This is a genomic window from Arcobacter cryaerophilus gv. crypticus (assembly GCF_002993025.1).
Taxonomy (GTDB): Bacteria; Campylobacterota; Campylobacteria; order Campylobacterales; family Arcobacteraceae; genus Aliarcobacter; species Aliarcobacter cryaerophilus_B.
Window position 1 is genome coordinate 128,828 of sequence record NZ_NXGI01000056.1, and the last position, 19,726, is coordinate 148,553.

The following is a 19,726-nucleotide window of genomic DNA, read 5'->3' on the forward strand; positions in this document are numbered from 1 at the left end:
TTTTTTTGCCTAATGTCTAATCATTAAAATCATTATAATTTTTAAAGGAATAGCAATATGGCTAAAAAAGTTCAAGGATATTTAAAACTACAAATACCTGCAGGTGCAGCAAACCCATCACCTCCAGTTGGACCAGCTCTTGGGCAAAGAGGTGTTAACATTATGGAATTTTGTAAAGCATTTAACGAAAAAACAAAAGATAAAGCTGGATATAGATTACCAGTTGTTCTTACAATTTATACGGATAAAAGCTTTACTTTTGAAGTAAAACAACCGCCAATGACTGAACTTATTAAAAAAATTTCAGGAATTAAAAAAGGAAGTAGTAATCCACTTAAACAAAAAATTGGAAAACTATCAAAAGATCAAATTATGGAAATAGTTGATATGAAAATCAAAGATTTAAATACTGATGATAGAGAAGTTGCTGCAAAAATTGTAGCAGGAAGTGCAAGATCTATAGGAATTGAAACAGAATTATAATTCTGTTTTTATATTAAGGTATAACCACTAACCTTTATTAATATTAGTGGAAGCAAAAAAAATAAAATTGCGGAGAATAAAATGGCAAAAGTTTCAAAAAGATATAAAGCGTTAAGTGCAAAAGTTGAAGAGAGAAAATACTCTTTAGCTGATGCTTGTAATTTATTAAAAGATTTAAAATCTGCTAAATTTGATGAGAGTGTTGAAATTGCACTTAACTTAAATGTAGATCCAAGACATGCAGATCAAATGATTAGAGGAGCAGTTGTTCTTCCAAATGGTACAGGGAAAACTGTAAGAGTTGCTGTTTTTGCAAAAGGTGTAAAAATGGATGAAGCAAAAGCTGCAGGTGCTGATATTGTTGGGAATGACGATTTAGCTGATGATATTCAAGCTGGAAAAATTAATTTTGATGTTTTAATTGCAACTCCTGATTGTATGGGAATTGTAGGAAAAGTTGGAAGAATACTTGGACCAAAAGGTTTAATGCCTAATCCAAAAACTGGAACAGTTACAATGGATGTTACAAAAGCAGTAAATGATGCTAAAGGTGGTCAAGTTACATATAGAGTTGATAAAAAAGGTAATATGCAAGCTGCTATTGGAAAAATTTCTTTTAGTGCAGAAGCTATCAAAGAGAATGCTGAAGCATTTATCGGAGCTATCAATAAAGCTAAACCTTCAACTTCAAAAGGAAGATATATTACTAATGCAGCAGTTAGCTTAACAATGAGTCCATCTGTTATTTTGGATAATATAGAATTATTAGAGATTAGATAAGGGTTTTCCTTATCTAATTTTTTGCATTCAAAAATATTGAAATTGTTCAATATTTTTGAGTGTTCAAAGCACTGAAATAAAACTGAAGACAGCTGGTAAAAGAACTCCTCGTTCTTTTGTAAGTCCCGCCTAGGATGATGTTTTGAAAGGAGGAAAATATAATGACTAGACAAGAAAAATCAGAAATTATAAATTTTTTATCTGCTGAATTTAAGAACTCTTTGGCTGTTGTTGTTTGTGACTACAAAGGTCTTACTCATAAAGAGTTAGAAGTTTTAAGAAAAGATGCAAGAGAAAATGGAACTAAAGTTCAAGTTGTAAAAAATACTTTAGTTTCTAAGGCTGTTAAATCAGCTGATTTAGGAGATGTTGATTTAAGCGGAACAAATATTTATTTGTGGTCTGATGATCAAATTTCAGCTTGTAAAGTAGCTGATAAATTTGCAACTACTACAAAAGATAAATTCTCTATTAAATCAGGAATTATCGAAGGTGAAATTTGCGATGCTGCTAGAGTTAATGCATTTGCTAAATTACCATCAAGAGAAGAACTTCTTGGAATGCTTGCATCTGTTTGGATGGGACCTGTTAGAAACTTTACTATTGGTCTTGATGCTCTTAGAAGAAAAAAAGAAGAAGAGGCTGCTTAATTTTAAGCTAAAAATATATTAAAATAAAAAATAAAAAGGATAGAAAATGGCAATTTCTAAAGAAGACGTTTTAGAATTTATTTCTGGTTTATCTGTATTAGAGTTATCAGAATTAGTAAAAGAATTTGAAGAAAAATTTGGAGTATCTGCACAACCTGTAGCAGTTGCTGGTGCTGCAGTTGCTGCTGAAGCTGTTGAAGAAAAAACTGAGTTTGATGTTATCATTCTTGATGCAGGTGATAAAAAAATCAATGTAATTAAAGAAATTAGAGCAATTACTGGTTTAGGATTAAAAGAAGCAAAAGATGCTGCAGAGCAAACTCCTTCAACAATTAAAGAAGGAATTTCTAAAGCTGATGCTGAAGCATTCAAAGCTCAACTTGAAGCTGCTGGTGCAAAAGTAGAAGTTAAATAAGTTTTATAACTTATCGTATATAGGGATTTTCCCTATATAAGTTTAGCATCTTTGAGGGCTAAGGTTAAGATTTTTATAAATTTTAACCTTATCCTTTATGGATGCTTTTGTGCTTTATAAGAAAATAAAGCAAACATAACCAAATTTTATAACAAGGTGTAAGATGTTAAACTCTTTAAAATCTGGTAATAGACTAAGAATAGATTTCGCAAAAAACCCACAAAAAATTGAAATTCCAAATTTATTACAACTGCAACAAACTTCGTATGATACTTTCTTGATGATTGATCAAAAAGATAGATCTGGTGCTGGTATAGAAAAAGTATTTAAAGCAATTTTTCCAATTCATGATGCTCAAAATAGAGTAACTCTTGATTATTTAGGAAGTGAAGTTGGAAAACCTAGATATGATGTTAGAGAATCAATGGTTAGAGGATTGACATATTCAATCCCTCTTAAAATAAATGTAAGATTAACTCTTTGGGATTTAGATGAGAAAACTGGAGAGAAAATTGGTGTAAAAGATATTAAAGAGCAATCTTTATTTATTAGAGAAATTCCACTTATGACTGAAAGAACTTCATTTGTTGTAAATGGTGTTGAAAGAGTTGTTGTAAACCAATTACATAGAAGTCCAGGTGTTATTTTTAAAGAAGATGAGTCAAATACTATAAATAATAAACTTCTTTACACTGGACAAATTATTCCAGATCGTGGTTCTTGGTTATATTTTGAGTATGATGCAAAAGATGTATTATATGTAAGAATTAATAAAAGAAGAAAAGTTCCAATTACTATATTATTTAGAGCTTTAGGATACTCAAAAGAGGATATTGTTAAACTATTTTATCCTGTAATTAGTATTAAAATTAAAAACAATAAGTTTTTAACAGAGTTTAATCCTGATGACTTTATGGGAAGAATTGATTATGATATAAAAGATGACAAAGGAAATTTAGTTATTCAAGCTGGAAAGAGATTAACTGCTAGAAAAGCTAAAGCTTTAATTGAAGGTGGATTAAAATTAATAGAATACCCACTTGAACTTTTAATGGATAGACACACTGCTGGTTCTATTTATGATCCACAATCAGGAGAAGTTTTATTTGATGCTTTAACAAGCCTTGATGAATTAAAACTTAAAAAACTATTAGATTTAGGGTTTGAAACATTTGATATTGCAAATGATTTATCAAGTGGAGCAGATGCTTCAATTATAAATGCATTTAAAGCAGATGCTGAAAGTTTAAAATTATTAAAGCAAACTGAACAAATTGAAGATGAAAATGATTTAGCTGCAATTAGAATTTATAAAGTAATGAGACCAGGTGAACCTGTAACAAAAGAAGCTGCAAAAGAGTTTATAAAAAAACTATTCTTTGATCCTGAAAGATATGATTTAACAAAAGTTGGAAGAATGAAGATGAATCATAAGTTAGGTGTAAATGTACCTGAGTATGTTACAACTTTAACTTATGAAGATGTTATTAAAACTGTTCAATACTTAATAAAAGTTAAAGCAGGACATGGTCATATTGATGATAGAGATCACTTAGGAAATAGAAGAATTAGAGCTATTGGTGAGTTACTTGCAAACGAATTACATGCAGGTTTAATCAAAATGCAAAAAACTATTAGAGATAAAATGACAACTCTAAGTGGAACTTTAGAAGACATTATGCCTCATGATTTAATCAACTCGAAAATGATTACTTCAACAATTACTGAGTTTTTTACAAGTGGACAGCTATCACAATTTATGGATCAAACAAATCCATTATCAGAAGTTACTCATAAAAGAAGATTATCAGCACTTGGTGAGGGTGGTTTAGTAAAAGAAAGAGCTGGATTTGAAGTAAGAGATGTTCACCCAACTCACTATGGAAGAATTTGTCCAGTTGAAACTCCAGAGGGTCAAAATATTGGTCTTATAAATACTCTTTCAACTTATTCAAAAGTTAATGAGCTAGGTTTTATTGAAGCTCCTTATAAAAAAGTAGTTGATGGTGTAGTTACAAATGAAATTTCATATTACACTGCAACTCAAGAAGAGGGTCTTGTAATTGCTCCTGGTTCTACAAAACTTGATGAAAATGGAAAAATTATTGAGCCACTTGTAGAAGTAAGATTAAATGGTGAAATCATTTTAATGGATAAAAATAAAGTTGATTTAATAGATATATCATCTCAAATGGTAATGGGGGTTGCGGCTTCTTTAATTCCATTCTTAGAACATAATGATGCAAATAGAGCATTAATGGGTTCAAATATGATGAGACAAGCTGTTCCATTGATTAAACCAACAGCTCCAATAGTTGGAACTGGTTTAGAAAAAACAGTTGCAAGAGATGCTTGGGAGGCTATAAAAGCTTCAAGAAGCGGAGTAGTTGAAAAAGCAGATTCAAAAAATATCTATATTAGTGGTGAAGATGAAAATGGACCATTTATTGATTATTACGATGTAAATAAAAATGTAAAAACAAATAACAATACATCTTTTGGGCAAAGAGTTGCTATAAAAGAAGGTGATGTTATTGAAAAAGGTCAAGTAATTGCCGATGGTCCATCTATGGATAAAGGTGAGCTTGCAGTTGGAATTAATGCTATGGTTGCATTTATGCCATGGAATGGATACAACTATGAAGATGCTATTATTTTAAGTGAAAGACTTATTAAAAAAGATGCATTTACATCTGTGCATATTTATGAAAAAGAGATTGAATGTAGAGAGTTAAAGCATGGTAATGAAGAGATAACTAGAGATTTACCAGGTGTTAAAGAGGAAAATTTATCACATCTTGATAGCTCAGGAATTGTAAAAGTTGGAACTTATGTAAGTCCTGGAATGATTTTAGTAGGAAAAGTAACTCCTAAAGGTGAGATTAAACCAACTCCTGAAGAGAGACTTTTAAGAGCAATTTTTGGTGATAAAGCTGGACACGTTATAAATAAATCTTTATATTGTCCAACATCAATGGAAGGAACAGTTGTTGATGTTAAGGTTTTCACTAAAAAAGGTTATGAGAAGTGCGAAAGAGCTAAAGTTGAAATTGAACTAGAAAAGAATGAGTTAAATCAAAAACATCTTGATAAACTTCTAATGCTAGATAGAGAAGAGGCTTTAAAAATAAATAATCTTCTAACAAAATCAAAATTAGATAAAGAGCTTGAGTTAGATGGAACTGTATATAAAAAAGGTGATACATTAACTCTTGATACGCTTTTAAGTGTAAATAGATTTGCTATGAAAAAAGTAGTATCTTCTTATTCTAAAGATGTTGAAAAAGCTTATAATGATACAAAAGAGTATTTTATTAGACAAAAAGCTGAACTAAGAAAAGATCATGAAGAGAAACAAAATGTTCTAGAGCATGATGATATTTTATCAAGTGGCGTTATTAAACAAGTTAAAGTTTATATCGCAACAAAAAGAAAGATAAAAGTTGGGGATAAAATGGCTGGACGACATGGAAACAAAGGTATTGTTTCAAATATTGTTCCAAAAGTTGATATGCCATATTTAGAAGATGGAACAACGGTTGATATTATTTTAAATCCACTTGGTGTTCCTTCAAGGATGAATATTGGTCAAATTATGGAAGTTCACTTAGGATTAGTTGGAAGAAGACTTGGAAAACAAATTCAACAAGTTTATGATGCAAAAAAAGGTGAATACATAGCTGATTTAAGAGCTAAGATGATTGAAATTGCAGGAGTTGCAAAACTTATGAATGCAAAATCATTTATTGATAAATTAAGTGATGATGAACTTCTTGATTATGCTAGAGATTGGTCAAAAGGTGTTAAGTTTGCAACACAAATTTTTGATGGTGTTGAAGCTTATGACTTTGAAAAACTATTTGAAATGGCTAAGATTGACTCAGATGGTAAGTGTATATTGTATGATGGAAAAACTGGTGAGAAGATGAAAGAAAGAGTAAATGTTGGTTATATGTACATGCTAAAACTTCATCACTTAGTTGATGAAAAAGTTCATGCAAGAAGTACAGGACCATATTCACTTGTAACGCAACAACCTGTAGGTGGAAAAGCTCTATTTGGAGGTCAAAGATTTGGAGAGATGGAGGTTTGGGCATTAGAAGCTTATGGAGCAACAGCTGTTCTAAAAGAGATGCTTACAACTAAATCAGATGATGTTGAAGGAAGAACAAGAGCTTATAGAGCAATTGCAAATGGTGAAAATGTTCCACCTTCAGGAGTTCCTGAAACATTCTTTGTTTTAACAAAAGAGTTAAAAGCCTTAGCTTTAGATGTAGAGATTTTTGAAGAGGTAGAAAACAATGAGTAATAATGAAAAAGTGCTATCACCAATTGATATAAAAGAGCTTGAAAGACCACGAGATTTTGCTGCTTTCCAATTAAAGTTAGCAAGTCCAGAAAAAATACTTTCTTGGTCTTGTGGAGAGGTTAAAAAACCTGAAACTATAAACTATAGAACACTAAAACCAGAGAGAGATGGACTGTTTTGTGCAAAAATTTTTGGACCTGTAAAAGATTATGAGTGTCTTTGTGGTAAATACAAAAAAATGAGATACAAAGGTGTAGTTTGTGAAAAATGTGGAGTTGAAGTAACTTCTTCGAAAGTTAGACGACACAGAATGGGGCATATTGAGTTAGTATCTCCAGTTGCACATATTTGGATGGTATCTTCGCTTCCATCAAGAATTGGAACTATTTTAGGTGTTAAATTAAAAGATTTAGAAAGAGTTCTATATTATGAAGCATATATAGTAATGAACTCTGGAGATGCTTTTTATGATGGTGAGAAAACTAAAAAAATAAATAAGTATGATATTTTAAATGAAGAACAATATAGAACAGTTTCTGATTTATTTGAGCATACTGGTTTTGAAGCAAAAATGGGTGGAGAGACTATAAGAGGGCTTTTAGAGAACCTTGATTTATTTGAGCTTTTAACACTTTTAAAAGATGAAATGCAAACAACTAAAAGTGAAGCAAAAAGAAAAACTATTATTAAAAGATTAAAAGTAGTTGAAAACTTCATAAATAGTGGAAATAAACCTGAGTGGATGATGCTTACTATGCTTCCAGTTCTTCCACCTGATTTAAGACCTCTTGTTTCACTTGATGGTGGAAAATTTGCTGTTTCAGATGTTAATGACCTTTATAGAAGAGTTATAAATAGAAATAACAGACTTAAAAGATTAACTGAACTTGATGCTCCTGAAATCATTATTAGAAATGAAAAAAGAATGCTTCAAGAAGCTGTAGATGCTCTATTTGACAACGGTAAAACAGCAAATGCAGTAAAAGGTGCAAATAAAAGACCTCTTAAATCTTTAAGTGAAATTATTAAAGGTAAGCAAGGACGATTCAGACAAAACTTACTTGGAAAAAGGGTTGACTTCTCAGGAAGATCTGTTATTGTTGTTGGACCAAATTTAAATATGGATCAATGTGGTATTCCTAAAAAAATGGCACTTGAACTATTTAAGCCACACTTAATGGCAAAACTTGAAGAGAAAGGTTATGCAACAACTCTTAAAGCTGCTAAAAGATTAATTGAGTCTGAAACAAATGAAGTTTGGGAGTGCTTAAGCGAAATTGTTGATGAATATCCAATTTTATTAAATAGAGCACCAACTCTTCACAAATTGTCTATTCAAGCATTTCACCCTGTATTAATTGATGGAAAAGCTATAAGACTTCATCCTCTTGTTTGTGCTGCCTTCAATGCCGATTTCGATGGGGATCAAATGGCTGTACACATACCACTTTCTCAAGAAGCAATTGCTGAAGCGAAAGTTTTAATGATGAGTTCTATGAATATTTTATTACCAGCAAGTGGTAGAGCAATCGCAGTTCCTTCACAAGATATGATTTTGGGAATTTACTATTTATCACTTGTAAAAGAGGGTGTAAAAGGTGAACATAAGTTGTTTACTGATGTAAATGAAGTTAAAATTGCTCTTGATATGGGTAAAATTGATTTACATGCGAAAATTAGAACAAAACTTGAAGGAAGAGTTGTATCTACAACTGTTGGAAGATTAATTATACATGAGATACTTCCATCTTTTGTACCACTTAATTTATGGAATAAAGTTCTTAAGAAAAAAGATATTGGAGCTTTGGTTGATTATATTTATAAAGAAGCTGGGTATGCAGTAACTCCTAGATTTTTGGATAATCTTAAAAATCTAGGTTTTAAATATGCAACATCTGCAGGAATATCTATATCTATTGATGATATTATTATTCCAGAAAGTAAAACAGGACATATTATAAAATCTAAAAAAGATATTATTGAAGTTCAAAAACAGTTCTCTCAAGGACTTTTAACTGAGCAAGAAAGATACAATAAAACTATCGATATTTGGACAGAAACTAACAATAAATTAGGTTCTGAGATGATGGAACTTGTTAAAACTGATAAAGATGGTTTTAACTCTATTTATATGATGGCAGATTCAGGAGCAAGAGGTAGTGCAACTCAAATTAGACAGCTTTCAGGTATGAGAGGTCTTATGGCAAAACCTGATGGAAGTATTATTGAAACACCAATTATCTCTAACTTTAAAGAAGGATTAAATGTTCTTGAGTACTTTATTTCTACTCACGGAGCTAGAAAAGGACTTGCGGATACGGCACTTAAAACAGCAAATGCTGGATATTTGACAAGAAAACTAATTGATGTTTCACAAAATGTAAGAATTACTGATGAAGATTGTGGAACGCATGAAGGTATTGAAATTACAGATATTACTTCAGGAAATGAGTTAATTGAGTCTTTAGAAGAGAGAATTACAGGAAGAGTTATTGCTGAAGATATAATTGATCCAATTTCAAATGAGATATTATTTACAGAAGGTACTTTAATAACTGAAGAGTTTGCAAGAGTTGTAAAAGATAGTGAAGTTAAATCAGTTGTTATTAGAACACCACTTACTTGTAAAACTGAAAATGGGCTTTGTTCAAAATGTTATGGTCTAAATCTTGGTGAGCAAAGAAAAGCAAAACCAGGTGAAGCTGTAGGAGTTGTTGCTGCTCAATCAATTGGTGAGCCAGGAACTCAGTTGACACTAAGAACTTTCCACGTTGGAGGAACTGCAAGTGCAACTCAAACTGAAAGAGAGTTAAAAGCCGATAAAGAAGGGTTTATTAGATATTATAATATCAAAAAATATGATACTCAAGATGGAAGATCTATTGTAGCAAATAGAAGAAATGCTGGAGTATTATTAGTTGAGCCAAAAATAAATGCACCATTTAAAGGTAAAGTTACAATTGAAACTATTCACGAAGAGGTTGTTTTAACTATTGCAAATTCAAAAGAGAAAAAACAATATTTCTTAAGAAAAAGTGATGTTGCAAAAGTAAATGAACTTGCTGGAATTTCTGGAAAAATTGAAGGTAAACTTTATATTCCACACAAAGATGGTGAAGAAGTTGAAAATAATGACTCTATTGTTGAAATAATTAAAGATGGATGGAATGTACCAAATAGGATTCCATATGCATCTGAATTAAAAGTTTCAGATGGTGCTCCTGTTACTTCTCAAGTACTATCAGGTGCAAAAGGAATAGTTAAGTACTATAAATTAACTGGTGATTATTTAGAAAGAAGACACGATATAAAAGCTGGTGATAAAGTTGTTGAAAAAGGACTTTTTGCTGTTATTGCAGATGCTGATGATAGAGAAGCTATAAGACATTATATTTCGAGAGGTTCTTCAATAGTTTTAAATGATAATAGTGAAGTTGAAAAAGGTACACAAATTTCAGCACCAACAACTAAAGAGCAAATTGTTATTGCAGAGTGGGATCCATATGCAAATCCTACAATAGCAGAGCAAGCAGGTATTGTAACATTTGAAGATATTATTCCAGGTGTTACTGTTTCTGAGCAGTTTGATGAGTTAACAGGAACTTCAAAACTAGTTGTAAATGAGTATATTCCAGCTGGATATAAACCAACAGTTTTATTAGCGACTGATTCAAATGAAATTATAAGATATGTGCTTGATCCAAAAGCATCTTTAAATATTCAAGAAGGTAAAAGGCTAGAAATTGCTGATATTATTGCAAAAACACCAAAAGCAACTCAAAAATCAAAAGATATTACTGGAGGTCTTCCTAGAGTATCTGAGTTATTTGAAGCTAGACGACCAAAAAATATTGCAATTTTAGCTTCATTTGATGGAATAATAACTTTTGGAAAACCACTTAGAAATAAGCAAAAATTAGTTATTACAGATATTGCAGGAAATCAAACTGAGTATTTAGTAGAAAAAGGTAAACAAATTTTAGTTCATGAAGGTGAATTTGTTCATGCTGGTGAGTCTTTGACGGATGGTCAAGTTTCTCCTCATGATGTTTTAAAAATCTTAGGTGAAAAAGCTCTACACTACTTTATTGTATCTGAAGTACAACAAGTATATAGATCTCAAGGGGTAAATATTGCAGATAAACATATTGAGGTAATTACATCTCAAATGTTAAGACAAATTTCGATTATTGATGGTGGAGATACAAAATTCATCATGGGTGATATGATTTCTAAAAAGAGATTTAAAATCGAAAATGAAAAAATAATAAGAATGGGCGGAAAACCAGCTATTGCAGAACCTGTACTTTTAGGAATTACAAGAGCTGCGGTTACATCTGATAGTATTATTTCAGCTGCATCATTCCAAGAGACTACGAAAGTATTAACAGAAGCAGCAATTAGTGCAAAAATGGATATGCTTGAGGATTTAAAAGAGAATGTTGTAATAGGAAGAACAATCCCTGTTGGAACAGGTCTTTATAAAGACCAAAAAATTATCTTTTCTGAAGAGAAATAAATAGGGCAAAGCCCTATTTGTTTAAATGGAAATAATTCACTTATTTTTTATCTTTGTTGCTATTGAACTTTTTGAGTCAAATTGGCAAAAATCTTCTACACTTTATGGAATGCTAGAAAATAATTTTTTAGTATATAAGAGAAATATCTTTCTTTATTTTATTTTACATATATCATTTTTTTATTCAATTTATCTATCTATTTCTTCAAATAATTTTGGTTTTTGGATGAGTTCAATTTTAGCTTTAAAATTTTTTGATATTATTTTTAAACTTTCTATTATGAAAAAACTTTCAGATGGTATAAATATGGATGAAATAATACCTTTTGATGCAAATATTACACCAATCCTTAGATATTTAAATGTATTAATCTATCCACTACTTTTTATTTTTGCTACTACTTTATAAATTTTGTGATAAAATAATATCAAAAAATTTAAAGGATAAAAATGCAATTTTTAATAATAGCTTATGACTATGATGATGCTTTTGAAAAAAGAATGCAATCAAGAGATCAGCATATAATAAATACAAAAAAGATGATGGAAAGTGGAAATATTGTATCTGCTGGAGCTTTAGTAGAAGATGATAAGATGGTTGGTTCATCTTTGTTTGTAGATTTTGCTACTGATGAAGAACTTGATTTATGGCTTGAGGATGAACCTTATGTTGTAAATAAAGTTTGGAATATGGATGAAATACAGATAGTTCCTGTAAAGTTACTTCCTAAACAATAGTAATATATCTCAAAATATATCAAATAATCTCACAAAACATGGCAAATTGGGCTTTAAACGCTTTCAATTTGTCTCAATGAAAATCAATTAATTTAATTAAAGCTCAGTTTTTATACAGTACAATAAACAGTACAAGAAAAAAGTTTAAAGGATGTACTGTCATATGAAGAGAACTGTTAAAAAACTTACAGAGTTAGAGTTAAAAAAAGCAGAAGTAAAAGATAAAGATTACAATTTAAGTGATGGTGATGGATTATACTTTATAGTTAGGAAAAATGGTTCTAAATTCTTTAGACTAGATTTTAGGTATGGTGGTAAAAGATTATCTATGAGTTTAGGTACTTATCCTAAGATTAGCTTAAAAGAGGCAAGAGACAAAAAAGATGAATGCAAAAAGCTACTAAGTGAAAATATAAATCCAATATCTGAAAAAAGAGTAAAAAAATCTTCAGAATCACTTACTTTAGGTATGGTTATTGATGAATGGTTGAAATTACGAGCTAAAAGTTCAAGTGAAGCAACAGTTATTCAAAATAGAAGAATGTTGAAGAATATTACAAACTGGCTGGGTAATATTGCTATCAAAGATATTAAAAGAGTTGATATTATAAATATTTTAGAAAAAATACAGAATAAAGGTATTATTGAAACTGCTCATAGACTTTTATCGTTAATGAATAAAATATATATGTTTGCAGTTACTAAAGAGTATATAGAGCATAATATAATTGCTGATATTGATAAAAAATCTGTATTAGTTCCAAGTAATAAAAATATTCATCATCCTGCAATAACATCACCAGAGGAAATAAAAGAGTTACTCAAAGATATTAACTCTATAGAAGAAAAATTTAAAAGTGATATTAGTGTTATATTTATATTCAAAATTATTCCATATGTTTTTGTAAGAAGTGAAAATATTAGGCTTATGAGATGGGATGAACTAGATTTACAAAAAGGTATATGGGAAATTCCTAAAGAAAAAATGAAAACTCATATTGATTTTGTTTGCCCTTTACCAAGACAAGCAGTGAATATTATAAAAGAAATAGAGCCTTATTCGAGACATAGGAGTGAATTTGTATTTCCCTCACATTCTAAGAATGATAGAGGTATTGTTGGAGCTACATTATCAGATACATTAAATAAATTAGGCTATAAAGACCGACATACTTTTCATGGTTTTAGAAGTATGTTTTCAACAATAGCTTATGAATATTATAAAGAACATGGATTTCATAGCGATATTATTGAATCTTGTTTAGCTCATAAAGAAAAGAATAGGGTAAAAGCTGCATATAATAGAGAATCAAAATATAAATATTTTGAAGAAAAAAAAGAGCTAATGCAGTGGTGGGCTGATTGGTTAGATAAATTAAAAGATTAGGAATGAAAATGAGACCGTTAAATATTCCGTGTCAAGTTAATTCTGATAGGAGAAATCCTATCACACCAGAACTTAAATTTTAAGTTCACTATCTAATCTACCTTCGAAAAATATAGCCAGTTGTGAAAGTGTCAAGCTCCAATTCCACACTGGCATTGTCCATTTTTTCTCTGCATTTTTTATACCCATAAACAGTAATTTTAGCAAAGAGTTATCATTTGGAAATGCACCTTTGGTTTTAGTAAGTTTCCTAAATTGTCTATGAACTGATTCAATAATATTTGTAGTATAAATTACTTTTCTAATTTCTGGTGGATATTTAAAATAAACAGATAGGTTCTCCCATTTATTTTGCCAAGATTGTAAAACTATAGGATATTTTTTACCCCATTTATCTTCAAGTTTTAACAGCTCATCTTCAGCTAATTCTTTTGTACTTGCTTCATAAACTAATCTTAGATTTTTCATAAACTCTTTTTGGTCTTTAGAAGCTACATATCTTAAAGAATTTCTAATTTGATGAATAATACAAAGTTGTACTTCAGTTTTAGGAAATATTGCTTTTATAGCTTCTGGAAAGCCTTTTAATCCATCAACGCAAGCAATAAGTATATCTTTTACACCTCTATTATTTAAATCTGTTAGAACACTAAGCCAGAAATTTGCTCCTTCACTTTCTGAAAGATATAAACCTAATATTTCTTTTCTACCTTCCATATTTACACCAAGAACCGTGTAAACAGCTTTATTTACATATTTACCACCATCTTTGATTTTATAATGAATAGCATCTAACCAAACAAATGGATATATTGTATCTAATGGTCTACTTTGCCAAGATTTTACTTTATCAATAATTTTATCTGTAATTGCACTTATTGTTGCAGTTGAAATAGATACTTGATATATCTCTTCAATATGAGTTGAAATATCTACATAACTCATACCTAATCCATACATTGAAAGTATCTTCTCTTCTATTTCATCACTAATTGTAGTTTGATGTTTCTTTACTATTTGAGGTTCAAATGTTCCATTTCTATCTCTTGGTGTTTCAAGTTCAAAGCTACCATCTGAAGTACCTTTAATAGTTTTACTATTGAAGCCATTTCTTCTATTTGCTCTACCATTTAAAGCATCATTAGCAATATGAGATTCAACTTCTGCTTCTAATGCAGCTTCTGTTAGTTGTTTAATAAGTGGAGCTAAAAGTCCATCTTTTCCTGTTAATCTTTTCCCACTTCTAAATTGATTTAATATTTCATTAAAATCAAAATCTATTTGTTTTTCTTCTTGCATTGTCAACCCTTAAAATTTGTATTTTATCAGATTGACACGGAATTTCTAACACTCCCATGAAAATTCCCAATCGTTTTATTTTAGATTTTGTTTTTTAAGATTATTTAAATAAATATTAATATTATCCTGACTCCAAAGACTAGACCCACCAATTTTTAGTGGTTTTAATAAGTTAATTTTTTTAGCTAATCTATATAATGAAGCTCTACTTATTTTAATGATTAGCAGTACTTCATTAATTTTTAAATAATTATCATCAATATGTTCATTTTTATTCATAAATTATCCTCTTTATCGATAAATGGTAATTCCTCAATATCAGATAAATAATATAGTTTTTTGCTTTTTCCAATTTGTTTTGTTAGTACATCTTTAAAATACAATCTATATTTATTTTCTTCTTCTTCCTTATAATCGTGAATTTGATAAATAAACTCTTCTAATTTTTTAGTTACTTTACTTTCTATTCCAATTTTTATGAATTTTCCTAAAATTTTTTGAATAGAATCATCTTTAATCACTCCAATAATTTCTTGGTTTTCATATAAAATCTGCCATAATTTTTGAGCTTTTTCGGGATTTATATCTATCTTTTTTCCCTCAAAGTAACTCTCTAAGTAACCATTATCATTTATTTTTAGCTGATTACCTAAAAGTAAAGTAGGGCAACAATTAGTAAGAACTTTACCTTTATATTTTTTAATACAAAAATCTTTAAATTGCATAAAGCTTTTAAATTTATCTTCCTTAATTTCTAGCTCTAGCTTTAGCTCTTTTTCTAATTCTAGCTCTAGCTCTAGCTCTGGTGGATTTATCTCTGGACATTCTTTGGACAAATGTCCTAATTGTTTTTTATCCTCATCAATTCTTATTCTGTAATTTCTTTTTCTATCAGCCTCTGTTGAAGATTTCCCAATATAGTTTTGTATATCATTTATATAAATAGCTCCATTTTCAAGAATTTCTATTAAATTTAAATCTTGAAATAGTTTAACAGCTTTTTCAATATCTCCCACGCTATGTCTTGTTACTTGTGAAAGCATAACTGAATTAAAAGGAATTTTATTATTAAACATTAATTTTCCCTCATTTCTAAGGCTTCTTAAAATAAATTTTAAAAGAATATTTGAGTATTTGTATCCATCTTGCATACTTTCAAGCACAATCATTTCATCGCTGTCAAAATAGTCAGCTTTTAATTTAATATAATAATAATGTTTATTATCACTCATATTATTTCCTCACATTCGAAAATTAGTACAAGTTGATAATTACCATTATTACAAGTCTCTTTTGCCATTAGAGGCATTGTATAAGGGTCATAATCTAATATTTCATTTGGTTGAAATTGAAATTTTATACATAATTCTTCAAAATCGATAACATCAAATGTTGTATCAGTTATTGAGTCTTGCCAGACTTTTGCAAGTCCAATTTTTATAGTTTTTTTATCAATTTTTTGTAAATCAAATTCATCAATTATTTTTTCAAATACTACATAATCTTCCTCCATTGAAAAGAGATATTGATTAATGTTTAAATAATTAGTTTTTCTTAATGGTGAGAAAAAATTTCTAATATTATTGACTATCCTTGATTTTATTTTTTTCAGAATCAATTCAGTATTTTTAATCTCAGAAAAAAAATATCTTTTTGAAATTTGCCTAATTGTAGTATCAACACCTAATGTATATAAGTCATCAGTTGAAAAAATTCCATTTGTGTATCCTGTATTTAAAAAAAGACTTATTGCATCGTCTTTCATTAATACATATAGCCATGATTCTGGATTTTGTAATTCAACAATTAAATTATCTTTTGACATAGATTTAATTTTTTGAATTTGAAAATCTTTAAATAACTCGTTATAATTCCTTTGAATGGGAATTGACATTCTTTCTGACATGTTTAATCTCCTGTTTTAAGATAGATTCTTTTTCTTTTGAAAGCGACCAACTATCAGAGTTTGAAAAAGAATCTTTTTTGTAGTGATTTGTTGTCACTAAGAGAATATTAGAGTAATCATTTTACTAAGTCAAATATTGTAAAAAACTTTAAAACCACGATAAAATCGACTATCTTAAAAATATAGAACAACTTAATTAAAAATAAGTCCAGTATTAATTAATATTCAATTAAGTTAATCTTAAGGTTAATATTTATAAAAAAGTACTATTAAAAAAAAGCAAATAAAATTTTCAATATGTTACAATTTGTATCAAAATGAATCTTTTGATACAAATTTCTTATAGATTAAATTCCACTTTCATATATCTCTAATATTTGCTTTTTACTAAACCATTGCAATAATTGTTCTTTTTTATCTAAGCCATATATATACCATCCAGTAAACAATTCACCATCTATTTTAACTTCAAATTTTTGTTCAAATTTTTCTTTCCCATAACATTTTAATATTGCATCTATTTTTTTCATTTTTTAATCCTCTTAATATTTTTTGTTTTTGATTCAAGTAAATCAAAATTTTCTTTGATAACTTCACCACTTTTTAAAACATCTAGTTTAATTTTTAACTTATTAGCAAGTTTTGCAATGATTCTTCCAATATCTGCAATTTTTGAAATAATTGATTGTTTAACTCTTTGTTGCTCTCTACTATAATCTTCAAATTTAGCTCGTAAGCTTTCTGCATCTGCTGTAATTGTTTGATAAACTCTATCTCTTGATTTTCTATCTTTTGTATAAGCTCTACTTTTATATTTTCCGTTTTTAACAATTCCTGATTTAGTTGTTGCTCTAGTGCTGTCATTTTTTACTCCTTGATTTTGATAAATATCGTTGTTTTGTCTTGACTTTGTATTATTTCTTTTGTTGGTACTTTTATGTACTTTTGGTTTTGCTCTAAGTACTGTAAATCTAAAGGTATTTGCCAAGTTTGTAAATCTTTGATTTGATTTTGCAAAAGAAAATAAAATATCGTTGTTATAATCAATACTACTAGATTCACTAGTCCCATTATTATCAACTGAAATTTGTTTTTCTGATTCAACTCTTCTTTTATATTTAAATTGAATATATTCAGCTTTTCTCTGAGTGTATTCGTTAAGCTTATCTGTAAAAAATCTAATTTCTCTTTGTGTATCTCTTCTATTGTATTGTTCAACTCTTTGCTCTGTTCTTTGGCAGATGTTTTCAAATTCTCTAATGCTTGTAAATTGTTCACTGTAAATTCCTCCCTTATATCTTCGTGCTTTTTTACTATCAGGTAATTTGATAGATATATAATCACTTCCAATTCTATTCACAAAAATTCGATTTTCATTTAAAAGTTCAATCATTTGTTCTCTATTTTTTATCTGTCCACTTTTTACAAGCTCATGAAGCATCTCATCCAGCTTTTCATAGTCTTTCTGTAAAGATATTTTCTTACTTGCACCTTGTAGTGTTCTTTGTTTTGCAGGGTCTTTTGGGTCTGTAAAACCATAGGTTAAATTGCTTAGATTTTGCCAAGTATCAATTCTTGATAAGTCTTGTGTGTGATAAAAAGGATTAAGAGCTATTTTTCTAGTTAATTCAATTTTTGGAATTACAAAATTCAGTTCAAGTCTCCCCTTATCAAGATGCTCCACCCATAAAATATTATATTGGTCAGATTCAAGTGATGGTAATAAATACTTTTCAAAATCACTCATGATTTTATATTTTAAATTTTCATCTATATCTTGCTCTTCAAAGCTAAGACACCCAACACACACCTTATGTTTAAAAGAGATAGAATTGATAATATTTCTTGTTAATTGTTCATCACCAACTAAAACTCTTGCTGTTCCATCTTTTTCTCGATAGTTTAAAAGGTAATCAATAGCTTTTACACTTCCACCTTTTTTATTTGAAAAGAACTTAACTACCATATTAAATCTCTTGTTTATACTGCAGTTTTTGCAACTGCTTTTCAATTTCAACAAGCTGTGTAAGCATAGTAACCTTATGCTTTGTATGCATAGTATGCATTGATTTTGCAATTTGATTTAGGTTATTTCCAATTCGATTTAATTCATAAATCAAATCCATTTGGATTGGAATAGTAATCTTATGATTGATAATTGCATGTTTTGCAAATTGAGTGAAAGTAACACCTAAGGTCGTTAATTGAGCTTCAACTTTTGCATATTCATCATAAGAAAATCGCAGAGTTTTTCTTATGAATTTTGAGTCATATTTTTGGTCTTTGTTTTGCATTTTTGCTTCCTTTTATTAAAAAGTAAGTCATTGGGTTTTAGGGAGAGAATCATCCCTAACGAGGTCTCATTTTCAGTTTCGGCTGACAATGAGTATCCTCGCCCTTTTACCCTTTTATATTTTTAACTTACTTATAAAGGTATTCACAAAAATTCGGAATTTAAACACACCCTTAGGGTGTGGGAAATTCATAAATAATTTTTTATCAATTAGAAAATAAATATGGGCTTGTAATATCAAGAAGATGAAGGAATTAGATAAAATTGTTCCAAACATCTCCTATCATTTTTTTACCTTTGTATTAATTTAGCAAATCATCTAAGATATATCTATCTTTGATATATCTTTTTAACTTTTTTAATTCATCTTGCAACTGAGTGTTTATATCATTTAGTTCATTTTTTAGACTAACTCTTGCTTCAAAAGTTGATAAATCTATTTTTTTATGTTCTGAAATATAAAATGATTCAATTTTAGTTTGTTCAATTTTTAAATTATGTATATGTAAAAAAGTACATTTAGGTTCAACAAAACCTACACTATAATTATCTCTTACAAACGCATAATATGTTTTTGCACTATAAATTGTATTAACATATGTTTCAAATCCAAAATCACCATGTCCTAAATTTGCAAGATTATGTAGATATGTTTTAACAGATTCATTCAACTCTTCCAAATCCATATTAAAAAACTTTCTCCATTTATCAACTGGCTGTCCCCAAGATGAATCTTGTAAATAACCTTCAGAAAAATCTAAAGCTAAATAGTGATTTGCTACAAGTTTTACATCACTTATAACTTCTTCCAGATTTCTGTAAACATCATAAACTTTTTTAGGAACTGGTAAATTTTCTTCTTTTATTAAAGCTTCATCAAAAACTTTTTTTGTAAGAAATAGCATATCTTTTAGCATTTTTTATCCTTGTAGATTTGTTTATAAGTG

17 protein-coding genes are annotated in these 19,726 nt (G+C 29.1%); 9 read left to right on the forward strand and 8 right to left on the reverse strand.

Annotation, left to right across the window (positions count from 1 at the left end; all coding sequences use genetic code 11):
* Positions 1–57: 57 nt before the first annotated feature.
* From rplK to CJ670_RS10620, 9 genes are all read left to right on the forward strand, one after another.
* Positions 58–483, forward strand: a complete 426-nt coding sequence (gene rplK, locus CJ670_RS10580) for a 50S ribosomal protein L11 (protein ID WP_105911432.1) — start codon at positions 58–60, stop codon at positions 481–483.
* An 81-nt stretch (positions 484–564) separates the two neighbouring features.
* Positions 565–1,263, forward strand: a complete 699-nt coding sequence (gene rplA / locus CJ670_RS10585; protein ID WP_105939922.1) for a 50S ribosomal protein L1 — start codon at positions 565–567, stop codon at positions 1,261–1,263.
* A 161-nt stretch (positions 1,264–1,424) separates the two neighbouring features.
* Complete coding sequence (rplJ, locus tag CJ670_RS10590; RefSeq protein WP_105911430.1) at positions 1,425–1,913, forward strand: 50S ribosomal protein L10; 489 nt, start codon at positions 1,425–1,427, stop codon at positions 1,911–1,913.
* Positions 1,914–1,959: 46 nt separating this feature from the next.
* Positions 1,960–2,328: a 50S ribosomal protein L7/L12 gene (rplL, locus tag CJ670_RS10595; RefSeq protein WP_105911429.1), complete on the forward strand. Its 369-nt coding sequence runs from the start codon at positions 1,960–1,962 to the stop codon at positions 2,326–2,328.
* Between the two features lie 163 nt (positions 2,329–2,491).
* Positions 2,492–6,637: a DNA-directed RNA polymerase subunit beta gene (gene rpoB / locus CJ670_RS10600; protein ID WP_105911428.1), complete on the forward strand. Its 4,146-nt coding sequence runs from the start codon at positions 2,492–2,494 to the stop codon at positions 6,635–6,637.
* Complete coding sequence (gene rpoC / locus CJ670_RS10605) at positions 6,630–11,156, forward strand: DNA-directed RNA polymerase subunit beta' (protein ID WP_105939923.1); 4,527 nt, start codon at positions 6,630–6,632, stop codon at positions 11,154–11,156. The genes rpoB and rpoC overlap by 8 nt, the downstream gene beginning before the upstream one ends.
* A 25-nt stretch (positions 11,157–11,181) precedes the next feature.
* A complete protein-coding gene (locus tag CJ670_RS10610; protein WP_105939924.1) occupies positions 11,182–11,565 on the forward strand; it encodes a hypothetical protein in 384 nt (127 codons plus the stop codon).
* Positions 11,566–11,606: 41 nt separating this feature from the next.
* Complete coding sequence (locus CJ670_RS10615; protein ID WP_105939925.1) at positions 11,607–11,894, forward strand: YciI family protein; 288 nt, start codon at positions 11,607–11,609, stop codon at positions 11,892–11,894.
* A 163-nt stretch (positions 11,895–12,057) separates the two neighbouring features.
* Positions 12,058–13,281, forward strand: a complete 1,224-nt coding sequence (locus tag CJ670_RS10620; protein ID WP_105939926.1) for a tyrosine-type recombinase/integrase — start codon at positions 12,058–12,060, stop codon at positions 13,279–13,281.
* A gap of 72 nt (positions 13,282–13,353) precedes the next feature.
* On the opposite strand, the gene CJ670_RS10625 is transcribed toward CJ670_RS10620, so the two are convergent.
* The 8 genes from CJ670_RS10625 to CJ670_RS10660 form a co-directional block, all read right to left on the reverse strand.
* Positions 13,354–14,580 carry an IS256 family transposase gene (locus CJ670_RS10625; RefSeq protein ID WP_105939927.1) on the reverse strand — a complete coding sequence of 409 codons (1,227 nt, stop codon included), beginning with the start codon at positions 14,578–14,580 and terminating at the stop codon, positions 13,354–13,356.
* 75 nt (positions 14,581–14,655) lie between these two features.
* Positions 14,656–14,859, reverse strand: a complete 204-nt coding sequence (locus CJ670_RS10630; protein ID WP_105939928.1) for a helix-turn-helix transcriptional regulator — start codon at positions 14,857–14,859, stop codon at positions 14,656–14,658.
* Positions 14,856–15,812 carry a putative phage replisome organizer gene (locus CJ670_RS10635; RefSeq protein ID WP_105939929.1) on the reverse strand — a complete coding sequence of 319 codons (957 nt, stop codon included), beginning with the start codon at positions 15,810–15,812 and terminating at the stop codon, positions 14,856–14,858. Before CJ670_RS10635 ends, CJ670_RS10630 begins: the two co-directional genes overlap by 4 nt.
* Positions 15,809–16,486 carry a hypothetical protein gene (locus CJ670_RS10640; protein WP_105939930.1) on the reverse strand — a complete coding sequence of 226 codons (678 nt, stop codon included), beginning with the start codon at positions 16,484–16,486 and terminating at the stop codon, positions 15,809–15,811. The genes CJ670_RS10635 and CJ670_RS10640 overlap by 4 nt, the downstream gene beginning before the upstream one ends.
* Before the next feature lie 347 nt (positions 16,487–16,833).
* Positions 16,834–17,016 (reverse strand): hypothetical protein, encoded by a 183-nt coding sequence (locus tag CJ670_RS10645; RefSeq protein ID WP_105939931.1) that lies wholly within the window; start codon positions 17,014–17,016, stop codon positions 16,834–16,836.
* Positions 17,013–18,452, reverse strand: coding sequence for a relaxase family protein (locus tag CJ670_RS10650; RefSeq protein ID WP_105939932.1), 1,440 nt, complete (start codon positions 18,450–18,452; stop codon positions 17,013–17,015). Before CJ670_RS10650 ends, CJ670_RS10645 begins: the two co-directional genes overlap by 4 nt.
* Position 18,453: 1 nt before the next feature.
* Positions 18,454–18,780 carry a plasmid mobilization protein gene (locus CJ670_RS10655; RefSeq protein WP_105939933.1) on the reverse strand — a complete coding sequence of 109 codons (327 nt, stop codon included), beginning with the start codon at positions 18,778–18,780 and terminating at the stop codon, positions 18,454–18,456.
* A 301-nt stretch (positions 18,781–19,081) separates the two neighbouring features.
* Positions 19,082–19,696, reverse strand: a complete 615-nt coding sequence (locus tag CJ670_RS10660) for a hypothetical protein (RefSeq protein ID WP_105939934.1) — start codon at positions 19,694–19,696, stop codon at positions 19,082–19,084.
* Positions 19,697–19,726: the final 30 nt, after the last annotated feature.